Annotated in this window: 24 protein-coding genes; 21 read left to right on the top strand and 3 right to left on the bottom strand. The window is 59.2% G+C overall.

Features of this window, described 5'->3' with window-relative positions; translation table 11 throughout:
• Positions 1-561 precede the first annotated feature (561 nt).
• Both VN623_RS11370 and VN623_RS11375 read left to right on the top strand, forming a co-directional pair.
• Positions 562-1,122 (top strand): hypothetical protein, encoded by a 561-nt coding sequence (locus VN623_RS11370; RefSeq protein WP_325571100.1) that lies wholly within the window; start codon positions 562-564, stop codon positions 1,120-1,122.
• 75 nt (positions 1,123-1,197) lie between these two features.
• A complete protein-coding gene (locus tag VN623_RS11375) occupies positions 1,198-1,983 on the top strand; it encodes a FadR/GntR family transcriptional regulator (protein WP_325571101.1) in 786 nt (261 codons plus the stop codon).
• Between the two features lie 17 nt (positions 1,984-2,000).
• Here the strand turns inward: VN623_RS11375 and VN623_RS11380 are convergent, their stop codons facing one another.
• Positions 2,001-3,224, bottom strand: a complete 1,224-nt coding sequence (locus VN623_RS11380; RefSeq protein ID WP_325571102.1) for an ABC transporter substrate-binding protein — start codon at positions 3,222-3,224, stop codon at positions 2,001-2,003.
• A gap of 841 nt (positions 3,225-4,065) precedes the next feature.
• On the opposite strand from VN623_RS11380, the gene VN623_RS11385 reads away from it, so the two are divergent.
• Positions 4,066-4,389, top strand: coding sequence for a hypothetical protein (locus tag VN623_RS11385; RefSeq protein WP_325571103.1), 324 nt, complete (start codon positions 4,066-4,068; stop codon positions 4,387-4,389).
• A gap of 320 nt (positions 4,390-4,709) precedes the next feature.
• A complete protein-coding gene (locus VN623_RS11390) occupies positions 4,710-5,021 on the top strand; it encodes a hypothetical protein (RefSeq protein WP_325571104.1) in 312 nt (103 codons plus the stop codon).
• A 59-nt stretch (positions 5,022-5,080) separates the two neighbouring features.
• Here VN623_RS11390 and VN623_RS13660 read toward each other — a convergent pair whose 3' ends face one another.
• Together VN623_RS13660 and VN623_RS11395 are read right to left on the bottom strand one after the other, a co-directional pair.
• Positions 5,081-5,296, bottom strand: coding sequence for a 2TM domain-containing protein (locus VN623_RS13660; protein WP_414653208.1), 216 nt, complete (start codon positions 5,294-5,296; stop codon positions 5,081-5,083).
• 135 nt (positions 5,297-5,431) lie between these two features.
• Positions 5,432-5,704: a transglycosylase gene (locus VN623_RS11395; RefSeq protein ID WP_325571105.1), complete on the bottom strand. Its 273-nt coding sequence runs from the start codon at positions 5,702-5,704 to the stop codon at positions 5,432-5,434.
• Between the two features lie 229 nt (positions 5,705-5,933).
• On the opposite strand from VN623_RS11395, the gene aceE reads away from it, so the two are divergent.
• The 17 genes from aceE (at position 5,934) to nuoK (ending at position 23,238) form a co-directional block, all read left to right on the top strand.
• On the top strand, positions 5,934-8,597 hold the full coding sequence (gene aceE, locus VN623_RS11400; protein ID WP_325571106.1) for a pyruvate dehydrogenase (acetyl-transferring), homodimeric type: 2,664 nt from the start codon (positions 5,934-5,936) through the stop codon (positions 8,595-8,597).
• A gap of 29 nt (positions 8,598-8,626) precedes the next feature.
• Complete coding sequence (locus VN623_RS11405; protein WP_325571107.1) at positions 8,627-9,907, top strand: 2-oxo acid dehydrogenase subunit E2; 1,281 nt, start codon at positions 8,627-8,629, stop codon at positions 9,905-9,907.
• Between the two features lie 9 nt (positions 9,908-9,916).
• Positions 9,917-11,395, top strand: a complete 1,479-nt coding sequence (gene lpdA / locus VN623_RS11410) for a dihydrolipoyl dehydrogenase (RefSeq protein ID WP_325571108.1) — start codon at positions 9,917-9,919, stop codon at positions 11,393-11,395.
• A 197-nt stretch (positions 11,396-11,592) separates the two neighbouring features.
• Complete coding sequence (locus VN623_RS11415; protein ID WP_325571109.1) at positions 11,593-11,961, top strand: NADH-quinone oxidoreductase subunit A; 369 nt, start codon at positions 11,593-11,595, stop codon at positions 11,959-11,961.
• A 53-nt stretch (positions 11,962-12,014) separates the two neighbouring features.
• Positions 12,015-12,545: an NADH-quinone oxidoreductase subunit B family protein gene (locus VN623_RS11420; protein ID WP_325571135.1), complete on the top strand. Its 531-nt coding sequence runs from the start codon at positions 12,015-12,017 to the stop codon at positions 12,543-12,545.
• 38 nt (positions 12,546-12,583) lie between these two features.
• On the top strand, positions 12,584-13,189 hold the full coding sequence (locus tag VN623_RS11425; protein ID WP_325571110.1) for an NADH-quinone oxidoreductase subunit C: 606 nt from the start codon (positions 12,584-12,586) through the stop codon (positions 13,187-13,189).
• A gap of 86 nt (positions 13,190-13,275) precedes the next feature.
• Complete coding sequence (locus VN623_RS11430; RefSeq protein ID WP_325571111.1) at positions 13,276-13,575, top strand: hypothetical protein; 300 nt, start codon at positions 13,276-13,278, stop codon at positions 13,573-13,575.
• Between the two features lie 11 nt (positions 13,576-13,586).
• Positions 13,587-14,036, top strand: a complete 450-nt coding sequence (locus tag VN623_RS11435) for a thioesterase family protein (RefSeq protein WP_325571112.1) — start codon at positions 13,587-13,589, stop codon at positions 14,034-14,036.
• Positions 14,037-15,227, top strand: a complete 1,191-nt coding sequence (locus tag VN623_RS11440) for an NADH-quinone oxidoreductase subunit D (RefSeq protein ID WP_325571113.1) — start codon at positions 14,037-14,039, stop codon at positions 15,225-15,227.
• A 112-nt stretch (positions 15,228-15,339) separates the two neighbouring features.
• Entirely contained in the window at positions 15,340-15,819 is a 480-nt protein-coding gene (locus VN623_RS11445; RefSeq protein WP_325571114.1) for a hypothetical protein, read from the top strand.
• Positions 15,820-16,059: 240 nt separating this feature from the next.
• Positions 16,060-17,268, top strand: a complete 1,209-nt coding sequence (gene nuoE / locus VN623_RS11450) for an NADH-quinone oxidoreductase subunit NuoE (RefSeq protein ID WP_325571115.1) — start codon at positions 16,060-16,062, stop codon at positions 17,266-17,268.
• A 5-nt stretch (positions 17,269-17,273) separates the two neighbouring features.
• Positions 17,274-18,560, top strand: a complete 1,287-nt coding sequence (nuoF, locus tag VN623_RS11455; RefSeq protein ID WP_325571116.1) for an NADH-quinone oxidoreductase subunit NuoF — start codon at positions 17,274-17,276, stop codon at positions 18,558-18,560.
• Positions 18,561-18,562: 2 nt separating this feature from the next.
• Positions 18,563-20,656, top strand: coding sequence for an NADH-quinone oxidoreductase subunit NuoG (gene nuoG, locus VN623_RS11460; RefSeq protein ID WP_325571117.1), 2,094 nt, complete (start codon positions 18,563-18,565; stop codon positions 20,654-20,656).
• A gap of 18 nt (positions 20,657-20,674) precedes the next feature.
• Complete coding sequence (gene nuoH, locus VN623_RS11465) at positions 20,675-21,730, top strand: NADH-quinone oxidoreductase subunit NuoH (RefSeq protein ID WP_414653210.1); 1,056 nt, start codon at positions 20,675-20,677, stop codon at positions 21,728-21,730.
• A complete protein-coding gene (nuoI, locus tag VN623_RS11470) occupies positions 21,731-22,219 on the top strand; it encodes an NADH-quinone oxidoreductase subunit NuoI (protein WP_325571119.1) in 489 nt (162 codons plus the stop codon).
• Between the two features lie 54 nt (positions 22,220-22,273).
• Positions 22,274-22,933, top strand: coding sequence for an NADH-quinone oxidoreductase subunit J (locus VN623_RS11475; RefSeq protein WP_325571120.1), 660 nt, complete (start codon positions 22,274-22,276; stop codon positions 22,931-22,933).
• Positions 22,930-23,238, top strand: a complete 309-nt coding sequence (gene nuoK, locus VN623_RS11480; protein ID WP_325571121.1) for an NADH-quinone oxidoreductase subunit NuoK — start codon at positions 22,930-22,932, stop codon at positions 23,236-23,238. Before VN623_RS11475 ends, nuoK begins: the two co-directional genes overlap by 4 nt.
• Positions 23,239-23,245: the final 7 nt, after the last annotated feature.

A 23,245-nucleotide genomic window follows, 5' to 3' on the forward strand; every position in this document is an offset into this window, starting at 1 on the left:
CAACCGTTCGCCTAAATTCAAAAAGCCTTTTGAAGTGAGCGCGCGGGATACAAAGGTCTGCGATTTGCTATCGACCAAAATCAACCAAACTACACAATATCCAACCATATGCAGCTTGTGCGGACAGTATTCCGACATTGCGATTTCAACGCAAGCGAAAAAATCATTCTCTGCAGGAAAATATTTATCTCGACCTTGTCCGATTGCAGCGCACAAACGCTCGCTAAATCGGCGCAAAACGGCTTGCGACAATTGAATCCATGAGTAATTTTGGACGGCGCAAATTTTTGGTGGATTTTGGTTGATTATTGTCGTTGATCGCGCTAGCTTGTTTTTATTGCAATGCAAACTTGCGGCGGCCAGATCTTGCGATGAGGCCGTCAAGTTTCCCGAGAAAGTTTCGCACCGTTATGCGGGCGTTATTTCGAGCAGCTGGGGATCGCTATTAACGCAGAGCGCTCAAACGATTGGTTGTCCTGCACATTGGCGGCATTTGCAGCCGAGCGTGAAAGGGAATTGGCGCGATCGGTTGGACTTTGGCGCCAATCCGCCGATTTCGTTTTGTCTTTCGCAGATAGCGATCCGAGGCGCGCCGCCGCCTATAGCAATGCAGGATTCGGTTGTTTGCTCGCAGGAGAACACCGCGAGGCCGAAAACTTTTTGCAAAATGCGGCCGCCCACTGGCGTCTTGCCGAGAGACGCGTCGAGGTCGCCGAAGTCCCGCTTGCCGGAGCCGGAACGGCCTTTCATTTGTCGTTGGCGTCGCGACATGGGGAAACACTCACGCGCATTCGGCGCGATAAGTACATCGGCATATGCAGGGGTGCCGCCGCCATTACGAACGCCGTGGCTCGACGTTTAGTACAGAGCCATAACATTTCGGAATTAAATGGCGCTGACGTTCAAGAGGATATCACTGCACTGGAATCTGCTTTTGGTATCGACTGCGCCGAAGCACTGCTGCTGAAGCACGAGTCCTCCGAAAGCAACGCCACGCTGCCCTCGGACGAGCTGCGTTTCCTGCACGATCGCTGGCCCGCGGTAGCTCGCCAGACGCGGTCCGAGATGCGTCCCTTTGTTGATGCCGCCTATCTGACAGCGGGTTTGCATCGGACCGATTAGTAGAAGTGGGAGCACGTCGCGCAAGCCGGCTAGCTTCCTGAATATATTGCTACTCACTGAGAACGAGACACCTGAATGAATAACTTGATCACCCCTGTAGCTCCTTGGAATAGCGACAACGCAAATCAGCCGTTCGTCAAAGAAAAGGTCAAGGCTGCCGCTCACCAGATATTCATGCAAATTGCAACGGGCCGGTACTCGTTTGGGGCGCGCCTCGATGCAGAACGAAATCTGGCGGACGAGTTAGGCATCACGCGTACAACGATCCGGCAGGCTTTCGATTTTCTCGAGCACTATGATGTCGTGAAGCGGCGGCCGAACAGCGGGACCTTCGTGGTCTACCGTAGTCCTCGGCCCGGCTCGGAAGCTTCCGCAGGCGAGAATTCCGCCGATGTGTCGTCAGCCGATGCTCTGGACGTCAAGGCGATCGTGGAAACGGCGTCGCCATTTGAGATGAGCGTCGTGTGCTCGCTCATCGAGCCCGAAATGGCCAGACTCGCTACGCTCTACATGTCCGTCCGCGATCTCGTAAATTTGCGGAAGCTGCTGGAAGAAATCGATGTGATCGTCACCGATGCCGAACAGTTCGCCCATCTCGAAAAGCGGTTTTTGATGCAAGTCGCCGAAGGCACGCACAATCGGCTGCTGATCACCATGTATCGGATCATCTGCGAGGTTCGCAAACAGCCGCATTGGTGCGCCACGCGAATCCAGACGCTCTCGCCCGTACGCATTCGCGAAAGCCAAAAGAAATTGCGGTCGATTTACGAAGCTCTCGAAAGCCGGGATATTGAAGCGGCCGTCGAGTTCATGAAGCTTCTCGTCGCGAGCAATCAGGAAGATCTGATGTACCCGCTTTAGGCGAGGAGCATCACCCGTCAGCGCCTTTCGACGAGCTTGGTTTGGCGCTGATCCCACATCAAATGCATTTCGCGCATATGCTTCAAGAGTAGGTCGCTGTGGGCCGCCCACCAGTCGAGGATTGATCCGAATTCAACGATCCGCGCCCGGCCATTCTGAATTGTGACGACCGGCCAGTAGCCGACCAAGGCGTTGTCGATTCCAAAAAGCTCGCGGCCCCACCAGGCTGCTTCTCCAAATACATGTTTTCCCGTGCCGCCGACTTTCATCATCGCCAAGACCGTTGACGGTTCAAACGTGCGCGCCCGCTCGACCGCGGTCTTCCAGAGTTCCAGTGTCGAAACATACTCCCAGGACACCGCACTCCAGGCGCCGGGATATCGCGAGCAGAATTCTTCGTAGAATGCGTTGGGATTCTCGAAATTGATCTGCGGCTCGTTCAGTCTCGGGTCATCGAAGTCGGGAAATTGGAATACGAACCCCTCCATGAAATCCATGCTCGTTTTGTCGATCAAGTCCACATAGTTGTCGCAAGTACAGGACAACAAACGTCCTTTGAAACCCAACCGGTAAGCCTCGATTGTGAGCGCATGGACGAACGGCTCGTAGGCCGTGTCCCAGCACAAAATGTCGGGCTGATGCGCCATCAGATCTCGAACGATGCCGGAGAACTCCGTGGTCTCGATGGGAAACAGCCGCTCCGCGACGACTTCAATTCCGGCAGCTTCGAAGGCCGCCCGGTATGTTGCTATGGAGGGGAGGCCGTGGGCGTCGTCTTGGGTGCACATCGCCACGGTTCTGAGCGTCGGCTCGTCACGCTTCAGCCAATCAACTCCCGTTACGTTGTAAATTGGATGGACCTCGGACGGCGCGATCAACGTCCGCGCGTCCGGCGACAGATCGCTGGGTAGTAGTGTCGTAACGAGCGTCTTCTGTTGATTGACGAAATCGCGCACTTGTTCCGAAAAATCGTTGCCGCCGACCATGACCAACAACTTGGCGCCGTCCTCGAGGATCAGCTTTCGGGCGCCTTCCAACGCTTTTCCCGGCTTGAATTCGGTATCGAACGGAATGATGTCGATCAGGAACTGCCGGTCACGAACTTGTATGCCGCCTTGGGCATTGACCCTCTCTTTCCAGATCAAGCACCCGTGATACCCGGGCTCGGCCCAAGACTTCAGTTTTCCGGAGAGCGGAGCCAGGAAGCCGACCGTAACATCTTTCTTTGTCTCGATTCTCAATCGTGGCAGTGCCAGCGAAAGCGCCGACCCTAGCGAACTGCTTGACCGTAGAGCCATTAGAAGAGTTGATCCCCCGCGTTTCGTTTACGCAAGTCTTCGTCGCGTGCTGCAGCGCGGATGCTCGGTCTATCCCACCTTGCGACAACCTCTTGTTTGAACATGGTTTACCGCATTGAAGTACTGGCGTCCCAAAGTTGGTGAGTTTGCGTGATGCCCAAAACAATTTCTCCGCCCATCGGACAAGATACGCCGAAGACGCTTTTGCCTGAACCGTTGACGCCAGATGACATTGCCGAAATGCTGACGGAAGCCGCGGAAGTTGACGCGTTTTTTCAAACGGGAATTCCGGGTCGATCGCGCGCCTATCTCCAAGGTAGCATCACCGGCAAACCTTGCCGATAACTCCACTCACGGATCTGACCGTCCGGCTTGGCCGCCGGAAGAGAGCCCTCGCTTGCAAATTTTGCGGCGGCAGAGCGACTTTCGATAAGCAAACCCATGCCGGTAGAACCGAACGGTTCAACGTCGCGAGACGCTACGTTATTAACGCTACATCGCGGCACTTTTAACTTTATCTGCAAAACCCGCGCCTGGCACGAAACCATTGTGTAGACTCGCCGGTAGTTCCGTTGATGACCGCGGTGTTCGCACCCCCTCATCATAGGTTCCAAAGAGTACCTGTCTTCACAAACCCGCTTTTGCGGACTCTCCGGTACTTGTGAGGGGCCTAGAAATACCTGGTATGCCTGGGAGCCCCGGTCCTCTAGCATATTTGAGGCCGGGGCTTTCCGCTCGACTAAGCCGGATGTTGAGACGAACCATAATGAGATCGAGGCTTGAAATGAGCCATTGTGCAAGCATGCTCACGATCCTCGTGGCTGGGTTAGCTCTGACGGCGTTCACACCGCTGGCTGACGCGACGTCACTGTACCACGCGCACCGAGGTCATATCACCGGCCACTCCAGCTATCACTCGAGCTATAACGTCCGCCTAAAAAGAGGCTATTCAAGACGGGGGCCGCCGTACGGACCAGGGTTTGGCTTTGCCACCTACGCCGGAGATCCATTCGCCTATGACGACTATTATGACGGTCACCGATGCTATTACCTGCATCGCCGCGACGTTTGCCTCGGCTTGAACAGGCCGCTCGATCCTTTTGAATAATGCGCGTCTCTCGGGCGAACCCTCTTTTTAAGCTCGCCCATGCGGTCCACCCCGGCAGGCTTTAAGCCTGCGTGCTGGAACTAAAGCAGCCAATAAAGCGTCAATGCTTGAGCGGGCCGGCGCTATACCGGTACACCGCTTTGGCCCTCGATCAAGGCGCCGTGAAGGGAGTTCCAGTCATGCCGGAAAATCCCGACTTTCAAAGCTTTGGGAGATCTCTGGGAAGTCCGCTGCGGAATTGGCTCAATAACAGCGAAAAATGGACGTCGTTCTTGATCGCACTCGCCGTCCGCCATAGCCGGAAGCGGAGAGCGCCGGACGTGCCGAAAAGCGGAACCGTGTTAAGCCCGGCTAAAGCGGACGCGGCACCTAACTATCTGGGGCGATGCTCCGAGCAAGCGCTGGACGCCTATACCGTCGAGGATGCAATCTTCTGGCATTGCGAGATTATTGGTGAACTCGCCGTGCAAATTCACGAAACACAATCGAAGCTATGGCCGGCGTCGGCAAAGGCGACCGTCATCGAGGCGCTGCGGGAACGACAGCAGGATCATGGCCGGGCCGTAGCGCGGTTGTACGGCATCGTGCGTCGCAACGAACAGCTGATTTGGCAACCCGGCGGGGTCGATTAAACGGGTCGCCGATCCTGCTACGAGCACGCCCGAAAAAAAACGCGGTTACGAGAACCGCGTTACGATCCGGGTCGGCGCCGTTGAGGTGATCCCTGCAATTTCCGGTGGACCCCATAGGCGTGGCCGGCGAGGCCAATGCCCCAGCCGATAAGCGGCCAATAAAACCATAAATGTTCAGGAGTTAGCGTGAGATTGATCACGATCAGAAGAATGTTGACCGCGGCGTACGCCATTGCGTGGATTTGAAAGCCGCGATCTTCAAAAATTTGACGCATCACTGAAAATTCCTTGGACAGCTAAGTGCCGGGCACAACGCCAACGCGGAGATACCACTCCATACCGTCTTCATCTACGGCGGCTTTGCGAACGCCCCATGCCTGGGGCGATCGCGTCTATGCCCGCCGTGGTTCTCACCTGCCTCGCCACAACCATAGCGTCAACGCGGCACCAATGATGGCGATGAGATAGAGCAGAGCTGATGGCAGCAGGCCCAGGATGATGCCGACATGGTAACCCATGAACGAGCCCGCGATGCCGATAAGGCTGTAGGTAATATCGCCAACGCCGGTGGCATCGGCCACTTGGCGACCCAGCCAGCCCCGGCCGTAACGGTTGAAGATCAGTCCGACAACGATACCGATCACGACGAGAATGATAAACGTCGACAACGCGCTTTCTGGCATAGCGTCCTCCAGCCTAGGTGTGTCCCGCTCAGCGGTATTCTACCCGACTCGCGACCGCAAAAGTCAGAATATTCGACCGGGGACTGACGATTGCCCACCCAAATCGAGCACCTTGGGGCGGGCGCGAAACCAAACGGCGATAAGCCTCCCGGGCGCCTGACCGGCGACGGGCTTGGGAACTCTTTGGCCCCGCCGTGCATCTTCTACTGTGACGAATTCCCGACGAGATATGGGACGGGATCAGCAAGGCGACGATGTCGAACTGCGCGAGTGGACCGACTCCATAGCGTCGGTTATCGCCTTTGAAGGCACTGGCAGGGCCGACGACATCCTCGTGGAAGTGGTCAACGCTGCCCGGCGCGGCGGCGCTTATATCCCATTCGCCTCCAATACCGCCTACCGCAATACCATCTCCGTCGAGGACGCGCCGAAGCATCCCGGCGATCGCGAGATCGAGCATCGCATCGTCGCGGCCATCCGCTGGAACGCGGCGGCTATCGTTCTGAAGGCCAATAAGGACTCATCCGAACTTGGCGGACACATTGCGAGCTATCAGTCCGCAGCCACGCTCTATGAGACGGGCTTCATGCATTTCTGGCATGCGCCGTCGGCGCATCATGGCGGCGACCTGATCATGATCCAGGGCCACTCGTCACCCGGCATCTACGCGCGCGCCTTCCTCGAAGGCCGATTGACCGAATCCCAGATGCTGCATTTCAGACAGGAGGTGGGCGGCCGCGGATTGTCCTCTTACCCGCATCCCTGGCTGATGCCGGACTTCTGGCAGTTCCCGACCGTCTCGATGGGGCTCGGTCCGCTAATGGCGATCTATCAGGCGCGCTTCCTAAAGTATCTTCACAATCGCGGGCTGGCAGATACCGAAGATCGCCACGTATGGGTGTTCTGCGGCGACGGCGAGATGGACGAGCCTGAAAGCCTTGGCGCGATCTCGCTCGCCGGACGCGAACGGCTCGACAATCTGATCTTCGTCATTAACTGCAATCTGCAGCGCCTCGACGGCCCGGTGCGTGGCAACGGAAAAATCATTCAGGAACTCGAACGCAACTTCCGCGGCGCTGGTTGGAACGTCATCAAGGTCGTTTGGGGCTACCAGTGGGACGAACTCTTCGCGCGCGATACGACCGGCAAGCTGGCGCAGTTGATGGAAGAATGCGTTGACGGCGAATACCAGGATTTCAAGTCGAAAGACGGCGCCTACATTCGTGAGAAATTCTTCGGCCGCTATCCCGAGACGGCTGCGCTCGTCGCCGACTGGTCGGACGAAAAGATCTGGCGGTTGACGCGCGGCGGCCATGACCCGTCGAAGGTCTATGCCGCCTACGCCGCCGCCGTCCGCCACAAAGATCAGCCGACGTGCATCCTCGCCAAGACAGTGAAGGGCTACGGCATGGGGCCGGCCGGCGAAGCGACGATGCTGGCACATCAATCGAAGAAAATGGACATCGAGGCTCTTAAGCATTTCCGCGACAAGTTTCGTGTTCCTATCGCCGATGCTGATCTCATCGACCTGCCGCTGATACGCTTTGCGCCGGATTCGCCTGAAGCAAACTATCTCCGCAAGACGCGCGAAGCCCTCGGCGGTTCATTGCCGGTTCGGCGGCGAAAAGCTGAGCCGCTCGAAGTTCCGCCGCTGTCAAGTTTTGAAACGCAATTGAAGGGCACGGAGGGCCGGGAAATCTCGACGACGATGGCGTTCGTCCGGATTTTGACGACCCTGATGCGCGACCCGACGGTCGGCAAACGCATCGTTCCGATCGTGCCTGACGAAGCGCGCACATTCGGCATGGAGGGCATGTTCCGGCAGTTCGGGATCTTCAGCTTAACGGGCCAGCTTTACCGGCCGCAGGATGCCGATCAGCTGATGTTTTATAAAGAAGACAAGACCGGCCAGATGCTGCAGGAAGGCATCAACGAAGCCGGCGCGATGGCGTCGTGGATGGCGGCGGCGACGAGTTACTCGACGTCGAATGTCGAAATGGTGCCATTCTACATCTTCTATTCGATGTTCGGCTTTCAGCGCGTCGGCGACCTTGCATGGGCGGCCGGCGACATGCGGGCGAGGGGCTTTCTTCTCGGCGGTACGTCCGGCCGCACGACGCTTAACGGCGAAGGGCTGCAACACGAAGATGGCCACAGCCACGTCCTTTCGGCGACCATTCCTAATTGCGTCTCCTACGATCCGACCTTTGCCTATGAAGTCGCGGTCCTGATCCAGCACGGCCTGAAGCGCATGCTGATCGACCAGGAAGACGTATTTTTCTATCTGACGCTTTTGAATGAAAGCTACGAACACCCGCCGATGCCGCCCGGCGTCGAGGACGGTATCGTGCGCGGCATGTATCTCTTCCGCGAAGCACCCAAAGCCGCGGGCCGCCATAAGGTTCAGCTTCTGGGCTCCGGCGCGATCCTGAGAGAAGTCATCGCCGCGGCCGAGCTGCTTGCGAACGATTGGGATGTGTCGGCCGAAATCTGGAGTGTCACCAGTTTCACGGAACTTGCCCGCGAGGCGCGCGACGTCGAACGCTGGAACATGCTGCACCCTACCGAAACACCGCGCGCGCCTTACGTTACGGAACGGCTTTCCGAATTTGGAGAGGGCCCCGTTATCGCGTCGACCGACTACATGAAGCTCTTCGCCGAACAGATCCGTTCGTACGTGCCCGGCCGCTACCGCGTCTTGGGAACGGACGGCTTTGGCCGTTCGGATTACCGAAAAGCTTTGCGATCGTTCTTCGAGGTCGATCGCCACTTCGTCACGGTTGCGGCGTTGAAAACTCTCGCCGACGAAAACAGAATTCCGTCCGTCAAGGTCGCCGAAGCGATCCGCAAATACGGCATCGACCCCGAAAAGCAAAATCCCGCGCACAGCTAATCAGGCAGCTCATCAGGCAGGGACCGGCCATGTCCGTCGTCGACGTCAAGGTGCCGAATATCGGCGACTTCAAAGATGTTCCGGTCATCGAAGTTCTCGTCGGTCCGGGCGATCAGGTCAAAGCCGACGACCCGCTCATCACGCTCGAGAGCGACAAGGCGGCAATGGAAGTTCCTGCGCCGTTTCCGGGAAGAGTATCGGCGGTCCTGATTGCAATCGGCGATAAGGTGAGCGAAGGCAGCGCCATCTTGAAGCTCGATGTTGATGGGACTCAGGAGCCTGAAAAGCAGTCGCGTAAAGTGGAAGAGCAGCGTCAACCGGAGGGCCTCGCGGAGCCTGCACCGGCCGCGCCTTCCGGCACCAGAGCCGAGGCGCCATCTTCCAGTGAACCGAGCCCGCCTGCACCCATTGAGTTCGATGGCGTCCACGCCAGCCCATCGGTACGCAGGACGGCCCGCGAGCTTGATGTCGATCTGACCAAAGTCACCGGCACCGGCGAGAAAGGCCGGATCACCAAGGACGATGTCAAGCGTTACATCGCCAAAAGTGCGCGCGGCGAGGCCGGTGTTACGACTGGCATCCCGGAAATCCCGGCGCAGGATTTTTCGAAATTCGGAACAATCGAGTCAAAACCGCTATCTCGATTGAGGAAGCTTGCCGGCCCGCATTTGCATCGCGCCTGGCTGAATATTCCGCATGTCACGAATTCGGACGAGGCGGACATCACTGATCTCGATGGATATCGCCGGAAACTGGACGAGGATGCGAGGGCGAAAGGCTATCGAGTCACGCTCGTATCGTTTCTGCTGAAGGCCAGCGTCATGGCGCTGAAGGAGCACCCCGACCTCAACGCCTCGTTGGCACCGGCAAAGGACGCGCTGATACTGAAGAAATATTACAATTTCGGCGTCGCCGTGGATACGCCAGACGGTCTCGTCGTGCCGGTGATCAAGGACGTCGATCGCAAAGGCATCCTTGAGCTTAGCCAGGAGCTTAGCTCCGTATCGGCACGAATGCGCGAAGGCCGCATTACGCCAGAGGATATCCAGGGCGGAACGTTTTCGATCTCAAGTCTCGGCGGCATCGGCGGCACGAATTTCACGCCAATCATCAATGCGCCGGAGGTGGCAATTCTCGGTGCTATGCGGGCCAGCATCAAGCCAGTGTGGGACGGCGCGACGTTCAAGCCGCGGTTGATATTGCCGCTTTGTGTTTCCTACGATCACCGCGCGGTCGATGGTGTCCTTGCCGCGCGCTTCCTTCGAACGCTGGCTGATGCGCTCGGCGATATCCGCCAGCTCGTCCTGTAGGTAACGGCGATGACAGCACAAAACGCTTTTTCGCCGATCGCAGGAACCGCGGAATTTACCGCTGATGGAGAGACTGTTCTTGCGTGCCAACTGCTGGTTCTAGGCGCAGGCCCAGGCGGCTACTCTGCGGCCTTCCGCGCCAGCGATCTCGGTATCGCGACGGTTCTCGTCGATCAAAGGCCGACGCTTGGCGGCGTGTGCCTGAACGTCGGATGCATCCCTTCCAAGGCCTTGCTTCACACGATGGCCGTTGTCGACGCCGCCAACGCTCTATCGGCCCAAGGCATTGCGTTTGGCGCGCCGCAGATCGACGCGACGAAACTCGCGGCCCATAAGGACGCCGTTGTCAAAAAGCTGACGGACGGTCTCGCTGCGATGGCCAAAGCACGCAAGGTGCGGGTCATTCAAGGAACCGGACGCTTTCGCGATCCGCATCATCTCGAGGTGGCAGCCGCCGATGGCGATGCCCCCAAAATCGTCCGCTTCGAGTCCGCCATCATCGCCGCCGGTTCCGAAGCTGCAACCTTGCCCTTTGTTCCGAGCGATCCGCGCATCGTCGATTCGACCGGCGCCCTCGAGTTGCGGGCCGTCCCGAAGAAAATGCTGGTTCTTGGTGGCGGCATCATCGGGCTTGAAATGGCGACCGTCTATTCCGTCTTGGGCGCGCGGGTTGACGTCGTCGAGATGCTCGACGGCCTGATGCCGGGCGCCGATCGCGATCTCGTCGCCGTCTGGCAAAAAATGAATGCGTCGCGTTTCGATAGGATCATGCTGAAGACGAAGGCGGTCGCAATTGATGCGAAATTGGATGGCATCCATGTAGAATTCGCAGGCGAAGCGGCGCCCGAGCAGCCGCAGCGCTACGATCTGATTTTGGTGGCCGTCGGCAGGCAGCCGAACGGCAAGCGAATCGCCGCAGAAAAGGCTGGCGTCGATATTAGCGACAAGGGCTTCATCGCCGTAGACCGGCAGATGCGCACGAACGCCCACCACATCTACGCGATCGGCGACATCGTCGGCGAGCCGATGCTCGCACACAAGGCCGTGCATCAAGGACACGTGGCCGCCGAGAACGCCGCCGGAGGAAAAAGCTTTTTCGATGCGCGCCAAATTCCGTCCGTTGCCTACACCGATCCGGAAATCGCCTGGACGGGTCTGACGGAGCAGGACGCCAAGGCCCGCAATGTCGCTTTCAAGAAAGCCGTCTTCCCGTGGGTGGCGTCGGGGCGCGCACTGGCCAACGGCCGTGCGGAAGGATTGACCAAACTTCTTTTCGATCCCGAAACGCACCGGCTGCTGGGCGGAGCCATCGTAGGGACGCATGCGGGCGATTTGATCGCCGAAATCTGCTTGGGGCTGGAACTTGGAGCAGACGCCACCGACATCGGTAGGACGATCCTGCCTCATCCGACGCTATCGGAAACGATTGGTATGTCCGCTGAAGCCTTCGAGGGGGTATGTACGGATTTGCTGCCAGCTTCGCGATAATTTGCCGGAGTGGTGCAGGATCGTCGCACAGGGAGAGTGCGCCGCTGCTACAAATTCAGCCAATTTTATGGGCTAACCCTCTTTGACTCGGCCGCTGTGACACGGAGTTGCGCTGCACAACGGTGTGGGCTAACACCGTGCCCGTATGCTGCGTATATAATGTGTCAGCGGGTCCGCTGCCGTCCGGACGAGATGCGATGAACGACCTTCTCACTACGCAATACCTGCCGATCGCGATTTTCATCGGCGTCGCGCTGTTCATCGGCGCAGCCCTGATGGTCGCGCCGTTCCTCGTCGCCGTCAGAAATCCCGATCCCGAAAAGGTTTCGGCCTACGAATGCGGCTTCAACGCCTTTGACGATGCGCGCATGAAGTTCGACGTACGCTACTATCTCGTGTCGATCCTGTTCATCATTTTCGACCTCGAGATCGCGTTTCTCTTTCCCTGGGCGGTTGCGTTCAAGGAAGTCGGCCTCTTTGGTTTCTGGTCGATGATGGCCTTCCTGGGCGTGCTCACCATCGGCTTTATCTACGAATGGAAGAAGGGCGCCCTTGAATGGGAGTGATCCGCGCTGATGAAGGATTTGGCGGTCTGGTGTTCGACCGGGCGCGCGAAGGTATGCCAGGTGGAGCTTTGCCCGCGGAGCGTAGCGCCGACGATCCATTCTTAACCGGCGTCTCCAACGAGCTTGCCGACAAGGGTTTTCTTGTCACCACGACGGACGATCTGATCAACTGGGCACGGACCGGGTCCCTCATGTGGATGACGTTCGGCCTGGCGTGCTGCGCGGTCGAAATGATGCAGGCTTCGATGCCGCGCTACGATCTAGAGAGATTCGGGTTCGCGCCGCGCGCCTCGCCCCGCCAATCTGACGTGATGATCGTCGCCGGCACGCTGACCAACAAGATGGCCCCGGCCTTGCGGAAGGTCTATGACCAGATGCCTGAGCCCCGCTACGTCATTTCGATGGGGAGCTGCGCCAACGGCGGCGGCTACTATCATTATTCCTACGCCGTCGTACGCGGATGCGACCGTATCGTGCCGGTCGATGTCTACGTGCCGGGTTGCCCGCCGACCGCAGAGGCGCTGGTTTATGGCGTGCTGCTGTTGCAGCGGAAAATCCGCAGGACGGGTACGATCGAGCGTTAGGCGAGGGTAAGCGGTCTCGAAACATCGGATACGACAACATGCCGGCTGCGCTGAACGATCTTGCTGCACACATTTCAGATCGCCTCGGGTCGAGCGTCACATCGACGTCGTGTGCGTATGATCAGCTGACACTGACGGTTGCGCGCGACAGTATCGTCGAAGTGCTGACCCTGCTGCGCGACGATCCCGGCTGCAAATTCGAAGTGCTGATCGATATCTGCGGCGTCGACTATCCCGAACGCAAAGAGCGCTTCGACGTCGTCTACCACCTCCTGTCGCCGCGCCTCAATCAGCGGGTGCGAGTCAAAATCACGACTGACGAGGCGACTCCCGTTGCGAGCGTCAACAACGTGTTTCCGGCGGCGAACTGGTATGAGCGCGAGGCCTACGACCTCTACGGAATCCGCTTCACCGGACACCCCGACCTTCGCCGCATCCTGACCGATTACGGCTTTCAGGGCTATCCGATGCGAAAGGACTTTCCGCTGACCGGCTACGTCGAGGTGCGATATGACGACGAGAAGAAACGCGTCGTCTACGAGCCGGTCAAGCTGACCCAGGAATTTCGCGAATTTGATTTCGAAAGCCCGTGGGAAGGTCCGAACTACGTGCTTCCGGGGGACGAGAAAGCTGGTCGCGCGTAATGCCAGCCGCGCGGCGCTGCTGATCGACGATCTTTTCGTGCGCGACCTGTCGAAAGCTAAAATTGAATCTTAAATCCGGGGCAGGAATGGAATTCGAAGCCGGGCTGGTGGTCTCGTTCGTGCTGATGATCGCCGCATTCGTGGTCGATTGGCCGCGAGCGCTCGCGGGTTTGGCATTCGGCGCAATCAGCCGTTACTTGCCCTATGGGACGATCGTCGTTCCGACGGGCGTGATCGTCCTGGCGGCGGCAGGAGAATTCATTTACCCGGAGATCGGGCGCACCGCGCACCCAAGCCTCTACTCGTTCGCGATTGGGCTCTTTTCGGTCGCCGCGACGGCTTCAAATATCTATATAACGATACGCAACTTTAAGGACAGGCTGTGAGGGCCTCGCCGGTGAAACCTACGCTCCGTGCAGGTGCCAGCACGCAGTTTTCGTTTCGCGTTCCCGCGACGAAGACGGTGCCGCATCTCTTTCCCGAGGCGCGCGAGTTCCAGCTGATGCCGACCGTCTTCGCGACCGGCTTCATGGTGGGACTGATGGAATGGACGTGCCTCAATCTCGTGGCGCCGCATCTCGACGAGGGCGAGGGATCTCTCGGCGTCCACATCAACGTGTCGCATATTGCCGCGACCGTTCCGGGCCAGACCGTGACGGTCGATGCCGAATGTACCAAGGTCGAAGGCCGCCGGCTCTACTTCCATGTTAAAGCGCACGATGGCATAGACCTCATCGGCGAAGGCGAGCATCAGCGCATGGTCGTCGAGTGGGACAAGTACGAACAGCGCGTCAATGAAAAGGCCAAGAAGGCGCGGCTCGCTCCAATCACACGCGGAACAGTTTAAATGGCCGAAACCGAAATTCGTAATTTCAACATCAACTTTGGGCCGCAGCATCCGGCGGCGCATGGCGTGTTGCGTCTCGTGCTCGAGCTCGATGGCGAAGTTGTCGAGCGCGTCGATCCGCATATTGGCCTGTTGCATCGCGGCACCGAAAAGCTGATCGAGCACAAGACCTATCTGCAGGCGATCGGGTATTTCGACCGGCTCGACTACGTCGCGCCGATGAACCAGGAACACGCGTTCTGCCTGGCGGCTGAAAAGCTGTTGGAACTCGACGTTCCGCGCCGTGCCCAGCTCATCCGCGTGCTCTATTCGGAAATCGGACGCATCCTGTCGCATCTTTTGAACGTTACGACGCAGGCGATGGACGTCGGTGCTCTGACCCCGCCGCTTTGGGGCTTTGAAGAGCGCGAGAAGCTGATGGTATTTTACGAGCGCGCGTCGGGCTCGCGAATGCACGCGAAATATTTCCGCATGGGCGGCGTGCACCAGGATTTGCCGCCGAAGCTCATCGACGACATTTACGCGTGGTGCGATCCGTTTCTGAAGGTCGTCGAGGACATTGACATCCTTCTGACGGAGAACCGCATTTTTAAGCAGCGCAATGTCGACATCGGCGTCGTGTCGCTCGATGACGCGTTCGCGCTGGGCTTTTCCGGCGTGATGGTGCGCGGCTCCGGTGCGGCATGGGATCTGCGCAAGGCGCAGCCCTATGAGTGCTATGCCGATCTCGACTTCGACATTCCGATCGGTAAGAACGGCGATTGCTATGATCGCTACCTGATCCGCATGCAGGAAATGCGCGAATCCACGAAGATCATGAAGCAGTGCTGCGAACGATTGAGATCCGCCGAGGGTCAGGGCCCGCATGTCACGGAAAACAAGAAGATCGTTCCGCCGAAGCGGGCCGAGATGAAGCGCTCGATGGAAGCGCTGATCCACCACTTCAAGCTCTATACCGAAGGCTTCCACGTTCCGGCAGGAGAGGTCTACGCCGCAGTCGAAGCACCGAAGGGGGAATTCGGCGTCTATCTCGTCGCTGATGGGTCAAACAAGCCCTATCGCTGCAAAATCCGCGCGCCCGGATTTCCACACCTCGCCGCAATGGACTTCATCAATCGCGGCCACATGCTGGCCGACGTCTCGGCCATTCTTGGCTCCCTCGACATCGTTTTTGGCGAAATCGACCGGTAGGGGCGCCGCGCGGGAGGCCAAAGCTATCTTCAACCGTGTCTAGCGCCCGCCACGAAGTCCTGGCAGAAGTGTGCCCTGGTCCTCCGGTTCGCTGGCTTTGGAGAGGCAACGCATGGTGCCCGGTGCTGCCCCGATGGTCGACAATTTGTTCCTGCTGGCCGTTGCGGCGCTCGGCTGGGGCCTGAGCCTCGCCACGTACCGCCTGTTTGCGCGGTCGAAAGGCTGGCCGATGGGTGCGCTTCAGACCGACTTGCCCTTCGTCCCGGTTCTGATCGGACTTGCCGGCCTCTTCTCCGGATTGCTTTTTGCGACGGCACGGGGCGCCGGCGATGGCGGCTGGATGATTATCGCGCTGGGTCTCGTCTTCGCCGCTGTCTGGACAGGGTTTCTGCGCGTCGGCTCGCAACTCGCACTGTTCCTGGCCCCCATCGCGACGTTCCTGTTGCTGCTCGGGTGGCTTGCGGGCCCCCTTGGTTTCTCCGAACGCCAGTGGGCGACCGAGCGCGCGTCGGAAGCGCCGCAGCGTCGCGGGATTATGAACCCCGAACCAACTCTCCCGTCGACTGGTGCTACGGCTGGAACCACACCATGAGTGCAATGTGAGCCGAGTGCACGAAGGTCGCGCTTTTCGTCGCACGTGACCATTGATTTCCGCCGTGGCTTGCGGCTTTCTCCGGATCACTAAAACCTTGCTCAGCTGTCATGTTCCACGTACTGGACCGTGTTGATGCCGGAGGGTTAATGTCCTGCCGCAGAGTCGATGTGGGCGTAACGGACTGACGTGGCCGCGTTATGATTCGCTGCGACACGACTGACGTTCGAGGAGCCATAGATGGCCGTTCGCCGATTGCATCCCGATCAGCCTCCGCAGTTCGCTTTCACGGCGGAAAATCTTGCGTGGGCGCATGCGACGATTGCCAAGTATCCGCCCGGCAAAGAAGCGTCCGCCGTTCTTCCGCTGATGTGGCGCGCTCAAGAGCAGTGCGGCGGCTGGCTTCCCGAGCCCGCAATCCGTGCCGTCTGCGATCTGCTCGACATGGCCTATATTCGCGGCATCGAAATCGCGACGTTCTATACGATGTTTCAACTTGCGCCGGTCGGCAGCAAGGCCCACGTGCAGGTGTGTGGCACCACGCCGTGCATGTTGCGTGGTTCGCGCGATCTGGTCGCTGTCTGCAAACGGCGCATCGGGGAGCATCAGCACGTTCCGAGCGCCGACGGCACGCTCTCTTGGGAAGAGGTCGAGTGCATCGGCGTCTGCGCCAATGCGCCGGTCGTTCAGATCGGCAGCGACACGTTTGAGGATTTGACGCCGAAACAGCTCGAGGTCGTGCTGAACGGCTTCGTATCGGGCAAGCCGCCGAAGCCAGGGTCTCAGATCGGGCGCAAGGCATCGTGCCCCGAGACAGGTCCGACGACATTGACTGACGAAACGCTCTATGACGGATCGACGATCGGCGCCTGGAAAAAGCGCTTCGAAGAAACGTCGGGAGGCGGCGACGGTGCCGCCGAAACGACGCCGCCCTCGGCGCTGGCATCTCCGGCGCACAAAGCTGCCGTCGCCGAAGGCGTATCGCCGTCGTCGCCTGGTCAAGCCGCCAAGCCGCAGCCTCATCCCGCGGCTCTTACAGCAATGGCCAACGCCGGCCTCATCAAAGACCTCGAGGCAAGAGGCACGGGCAAGCCGCTCTCGGCCGGCGAACTCGACAAGATCAAAGCCGACATGCGCCGCGGCAAGGTCGTGACTGCGCCCGGCACGCATCGTCAGCCCGAGCTGTTGAAACAGCCGCGCGGCGGCAAGGCCGACGATCTGTCGTTGATCTGGGGCGTCGCCGATAAGTTGGCCGAAAAGCTCAATACCATGGGCATCTGGCACTTCGAGCAGATCGCGAAGTGGACGCCCGAGGAGATCGCGTGGTTCGAAAGCCAAAACGATGGCTTCAAGGGCCGCGTCGCCCGCGACAAATGGATCGAGCAGGCACAGAAGCTGGCCTCGGGCTGGCGTCCGGACAGCAAAGCCGGTGAAAGGCCGAAGGGTTAGGGCGCATGCTGCACGATCGCGATCGCATCTTCCGTAATATCTACGGATTCCATGACGTGAGCCTCAAGGGCGCGCGGCAGCGCGGCGCATGGGATGGCACGAAGTTTTTCATCGACAAGGGCCACGACTACATCATCGACGAGGTCAAGAAATCGGGATTGCGGGGCCGTGGCGGCGCCGGGTTTCCGACGGGTCTCAAGTGGTCGTTCATGCCGAAGGCCGATTCTCGGCCGAGCTATGTCGTCATCAATGCCGATGAATCGGAGCCCGGTTCCTGCAAGGATCGAGAAATTCTACGCCACGATCCGCATCTGCTCATCGAAGGAGCGCTGCTCGCGTCCTTCGCGATGCGGGCGCATACAAGCTATGTCTACGTGCGCGGCGAATACATCCGCGAGCGCCAGGCGCTGCAACGCGCCATCGACGAAGCGTATGATGCAAAGCTCATCGGCAAGGACAACATCCACGGCTGGGATTTTGATCTCGTCGTGCATCACGGCGCCGGCGCCTACATCTGCGGCGAAGAAACCGCGATGCTCGAAAGCCTTGAAGGCAAGAAGGGCCAGCCGCGTCTGAAGCCGCCGTTTCCGGCGAACGTCGGTCTCTACGGTGCACCGACGACGGTCAATAACGTCGAAAGCATTGCGGTGGCCGGTGATATTCTGCGCCGCGGCTCGAGCTGGTTCGCGGCTCTCGGTCTTCCGAACAACACCGGCACGAAGCTGTTTCAGATTTCCGGCCACGTCGAGCGTCCGTGCGTCGTCGAAGAGGAAATGGGTATTCCTCTGAAAGACCTGATCGACAAGCACTGCGGCGGTATTCGCGGCGGCTGGGACAACCTGCTCGCCGTCATTCCCGGCGGCTCGTCTGTTCGTTGCATCACGGCGGAACAGGCGATGGACGTCACGATGGATTTCGACGCGCTGGGCAAGCTCGGTTCGGGCCTCGGCACCGCAGCCGTTATAGTCATGGATAAATCGACCGACATCATCGGCGCGATCCGCCGCATCGCCTATTTCTACAAGCACGAGAGCTGCGGCCAGTGCACGCCGTGCCGTGAAGGCACCGGCTGGATGTGGCGCGTGCTCGAACGGATGGAACGTGGCGAGGCCGAAAAACGCGAGATCGATTTGTTGCTCGACGTGACGAAACAGGTCGAAGGTCACACGATCTGCGCTCTCGGCGACGCGGCGGCGTGGCCGGTGCAGGGCTTGATCAAGAACTTCCGTCCGGTCATCGAAGCGCGCATCGATCAGTATCAAGCAAAGCACACGCGCGAGGCGGCAGAGTAGACATGCCAAAGCAACTCATCGTCGACGGCAAGACCATAGAGGTCGAGGATGGCACGACCCTGATGCATGCTTGCGAGATGGCGGGCGCGGTCATTCCGCGTTTCTGCTATCACGAGCGCCTGTCGATCGCCGGCAACTGCCGCATGTGCCTCGTCGAGGTCCAGGGATCGCCGAAGCCGATTGCGAGCTGCGCGATGCTCGTCAACGATCTGCCACCGAACAGGGACGGCAGCCCGAAAATCGTCAACACCACGACGCCGCTCGTCAAAAAAGCGCGCGAAGGGGTGATGGAGTTTCTGCTCATCAATCACCCGCTCGATTGCCCTATTTGCGATCAGGGCGGTGAGTGCGATCTGCAGGATCAGGCCATTGCCTTCGGCATGGGAGGCTCGCGCTACCGCGAGAACAAGCGCGCCGTCGAAGAAAAGTACATCGGTCCGCTGATCAAGACGATCATGACACGCTGCATCCATTGCACGCGCTGCGTTCGCTACATGACGGAAGTCGCAGGCGTCGAAGAGCTTGGCCTCATCGGGCGCGGCGAAGATGCCGAGATCACGACCTATCTTGATCGCGGCATTTTCTCGGAAATGAGCGCCAACGTCGTCGATCTCTGTCCCGTCGGGGCGTTGACGCATCGGCCGTGGGCCTTTGCCGCGCGCCCTTGGGAAATGGACTCGACTGAAACCATTGACGTCATGGACGCGCTCGGCTCTGCCATCCGCGTCGATACCCGCGGCAGCGCCGTCATGCGCATCCTGCCACGCAACAACGATGCGGTGAACGAGGAATGGATTTCCGACAAGACGCGCCACGTTGCTGACGGCCTCAAGATCCAAAGGCTCGATCAGCCGTACGTGCGCAACGGCGGCCGGCTGGAGCCGGCAAGCTGGGATCAGGCGCTGACCCTTGTCGCCGGGAGGCTCAAAGCCGCCAAGCCCGAAAAGATCGGTGCCATTGCAGGCGATCTTGCTGGTGCCGAGGAAATGTTCGCGGTCAAGGATTTGCTCGGCCGCTTCGGCGCCACATCGTTCGACTGCCGGCAGGCCGGTGAAAAGCTCGATCCGAAGCTCGGGCGCGCCGGCTATCTTTTCAATTCATCGATCGAAGGCATCGAGCAGGCCGACGCGATTTTGATCGTCGGCTCCAATCCTAAACTTGAAGCGCCGGTTCTCAATGCTCGCATCCGCAAGCGTTGGCGCGCTGCAGACATAAAAATCGCCCTCATCGGCGCCAAGGTCGATCTTGCCTACCCCTACGAATATTTGGGTGCCGGGCCGGATACCCTTGAACAGATCGCAAACGGCAAGCACGCGTTCGCGAATGTATTGAAGGGCGTTGCCCATCCGATGGTGATCGTGGGACAAGGCGCACACGCGCGCTCCGACGGTCTCGCCATACTGTCGCTCGCCGCGCGTCTTCTGCTCGCGGCTTCTGCGGGCAAGGAAGCGTCGTGGAACGGCTTCAACATTCTCCACACCGCGGCCGCACGGGTCGCAGGACTTGATCTCGGGTTCGTGCCGGGTAAGGGCGGCAAGGACGTCGCCGGCATTCTGGGCTCCGGCATGGATTTCGTGTATCTGCTCGGCGCCGACGAGTGCGATCTCTCGCGGCTCGGTTCTGCTTTCGTCGTCTATCAGGGAAGTAACGGCGACCGGGGCGCGGAGCGCGCCGACGTCGTCTTTCCGGCTGCCGCCTATACGGAAAAGAGCGCCACGTACGTCAACACTGAAGGGCGCGCGCAGCAGACGGTGAGGGCCGTCTATCCGCCCGGCAGCGCCAAGGAAGACTGGAAAATCCTCAGAGAATTGTCGCAGCGCGCCGGCAATACATTACCCTATGATACAATTACCGAGCTTCGAGCGGCGATGTATCGCTCCGCCCCGCAACTCGCCGCCCTCAATACCGTCGAGGCGCGCGCGGCGTCCGGATTGGAGACGCTCGCCAAACTGTCGGGCCGGCCGGGACCGGAACCTTTTGCGTCGGTCATCGCCGACTTCTATCTGACGAACCCGATCGCTCGCGCCTCCGCTGTAATGGCCGGTATGAGCGCGCTCAGAAGCTCACACGAACAGAAACTCAGCGCAGCGGAATAGAGGCAAATGGTCGAGACGCTGCAAATCTTCATGTCCACATACGGCTGGAACCTGCTGGCGCTCGTCGGCTGGTCGCTGCTCGTGATTGTCGGCCTGCTCATCGTCGTCGCCTATCTTCTGCTGATGGACCGCAAAGTCTGGGCGGCGGTGCAACTCCGCCGTGGGCCGAACGTCGTCGGACCCTTTGGCCTGTTGCAGTCGTTCGCCGATCTTTTGAAGTTCGTGTTCAAGGAACCGCTGATCCCTGCGGGCTCCGACAAGGTTGTGTTCCTGCTGGCGCCGCTGGCGACGGCAACGTGCGCTCTGGCCGCGTGGGCGGTGATTCCGATCAATGAAAACAGCTGGGGTAGGTGGGTCGTTTCCGACATGAACGTCGGAATCCTTTACCTGCTCGCGATTTCCTCGCTCGCCGTCTACGGCATCATCATGGGAGGTTGGGCCTCCAACTCGAAGTACCCGTTCATGGGCAGCCTCAGGTCGGCGGCGCAGATGGTGTCGTATGAGGTTTCAATCGGCTTCGTCATCATTAGTGTGCTGCTTTGCGTCGGGTCGCTCAACATCACCGATATCGTGAATGCGCAGAAATCGGGCATCGGTACGCGGCTAGGGCTGACGAACTCGTTGCTCGACTGGCATTGGCTGGCGCTCTTTCCGATGTTCATCGTGTTCTTTATTTCGGCGCTGGCCGAAACCAATCGCACGCCCTTCGACCTTATCGAAGCCGAATCGGAACTCGTTGCCGGTTTCATGGTCGAGTACTCGTCGACCCCGTATCTTCTCTATATGCTCGGTGAGTACGTCTCGATCACTACGATGTGCGCGCTGACGACGATCCTGTTTCTCGGCGGCTGGCTGCCGCCGCTCGATGTCTGGCCGCTGAATGCGATCCCGGGCGTCGTCTGGTTCCTGCTCAAAGTCGTTTTCGTTTTCTTGATGTTCGCGATGGCTAAGGCCGTATTACCGCGATATCGCTACGACCAGTTGATGCGACTTGGGTGGAAAGTTTTCCTGCCGCTGTCGCTTGCAATGGTGGTGCTGACGGCCGCCGTTCTTCAATTCGGAGGTTTCGTATAAATGAGCCTCGCAACTGCCGGTAAATCTCTACTTCTGACGGAAATCGTGGCGGCATTTCTCCTGTCGTTCCGCTATTTCTTTTCGCCGAAGAAAACACTGAATTATCCCTATGAAAAAGGTCCGCTGTCGCCCCGGTTCCGTGGTGAGCATGCGCTACGCCGCTACCCGAACGGCGAAGAGCGCTGCATCGCCTGCAAGCTCTGCGAAGCCATATGTCCGGCGCTGGCAATCACCATCGAGGCCGGGCCCCGTCGTAACGACGGCACGCGGCGCACGACGCGCTACGACATCGACATGACCAAATGCATTTACTGCGGGCTCTGCCAGGAGGCATGCCCGGTGGATGCCATCGTTGAAGGACCGAATTTCGAATTCGCGACCGAAACGCGGGAAGAGCTGTTTTACGACAAGGATCGGTTGCTCGCCAACGGCGACCGGTGGGAGCGCGAGATCGCCAAGAATATTGAGCTCGACGCGAAATATCGATAATTCGCACTCCGCGCGAAGGACGGGGCGGGGGATAGCAAGAAAGAACGAAGGACAATGGCGTCGGCGGGTTTCTTTTATCTTTTTGCGGTGCTCGCAGTCGCTGCGGGCGCGATGGTCGTGCTCGCGAAAAATCCCGTGCATGCCGTGCTGTTTCTGATCCTGGCGTTCTTCAATTCGGCCGGCCTCTTTGTTCTGCTCGGCGCCGAGTTCCTGGCAATGGTGCTCGTCGTCGTCTACGTCGGCGCCGTATCTGTCCTCTTCCTGTTTGTCGTGATGATGCTCGACGTTGATTTCGCGGCGCTGAAAGCCGGTTTCATCAAGAATGCCAAGGTCGGAGCACTGGTCGGTGGCATCGTGCTTGCGGAACTCGTTCTATTGTTCACGTACCGCGGGCTGACGGTCGCGCCGATGTCGAACGCCGCTTCTCCGATGCCCGCCGCCGGGTCCGCAGTGACCAACACCGAGGCTCTCGGACTGATCCTCTATACGAAGTACATCTACTTCTTCCAGGGCGCTGGTATGATCCTGCTCGTCGCGATGATCGGCGCGATCGTGCTGACCCTCAAGCATCGCGAAAACGTCAAACGGCAGTCTGTTGCGGAACAAGTTGCGCGCACTCCGAAGACGACGCTTGAGGTGATCAAGGTCCCGAGTGGCGGCTCGGTCATCCCCGTGGCCGCCAAGCGGTCAAAACGGACGGAGGCAGCGGAATGACCATCGGACTCGGGCACTATCTGACGGTGGCCGCGTGCCTCTTCACGCTCGGCATCTTCGGTATTTTCATCAATCGCAAGAACGTCATCGTCATTTTGATGTCGATCGAGCTGATTTTGCTGGCCGTCAATATCAACCTCGTCGCGTTTTCGCATTTCAACAACGACCTCGTCGGGCAGGTATTCGCGCTCTTCATTCTGACGGTTGCGGCAGCCGAGGCGGCAATCGGGCTTGCGATCATCGTCGTCTACTATCGCAATCGCGGATCGATCGCGGTCGAAGACATCAACATGATGAAGGGCTGATCGGGGC

The organism is Hyphomicrobium sp., from assembly GCF_035572195.1.
GTDB lineage: Bacteria > Pseudomonadota > Alphaproteobacteria > Rhizobiales > Hyphomicrobiaceae > Hyphomicrobium_B.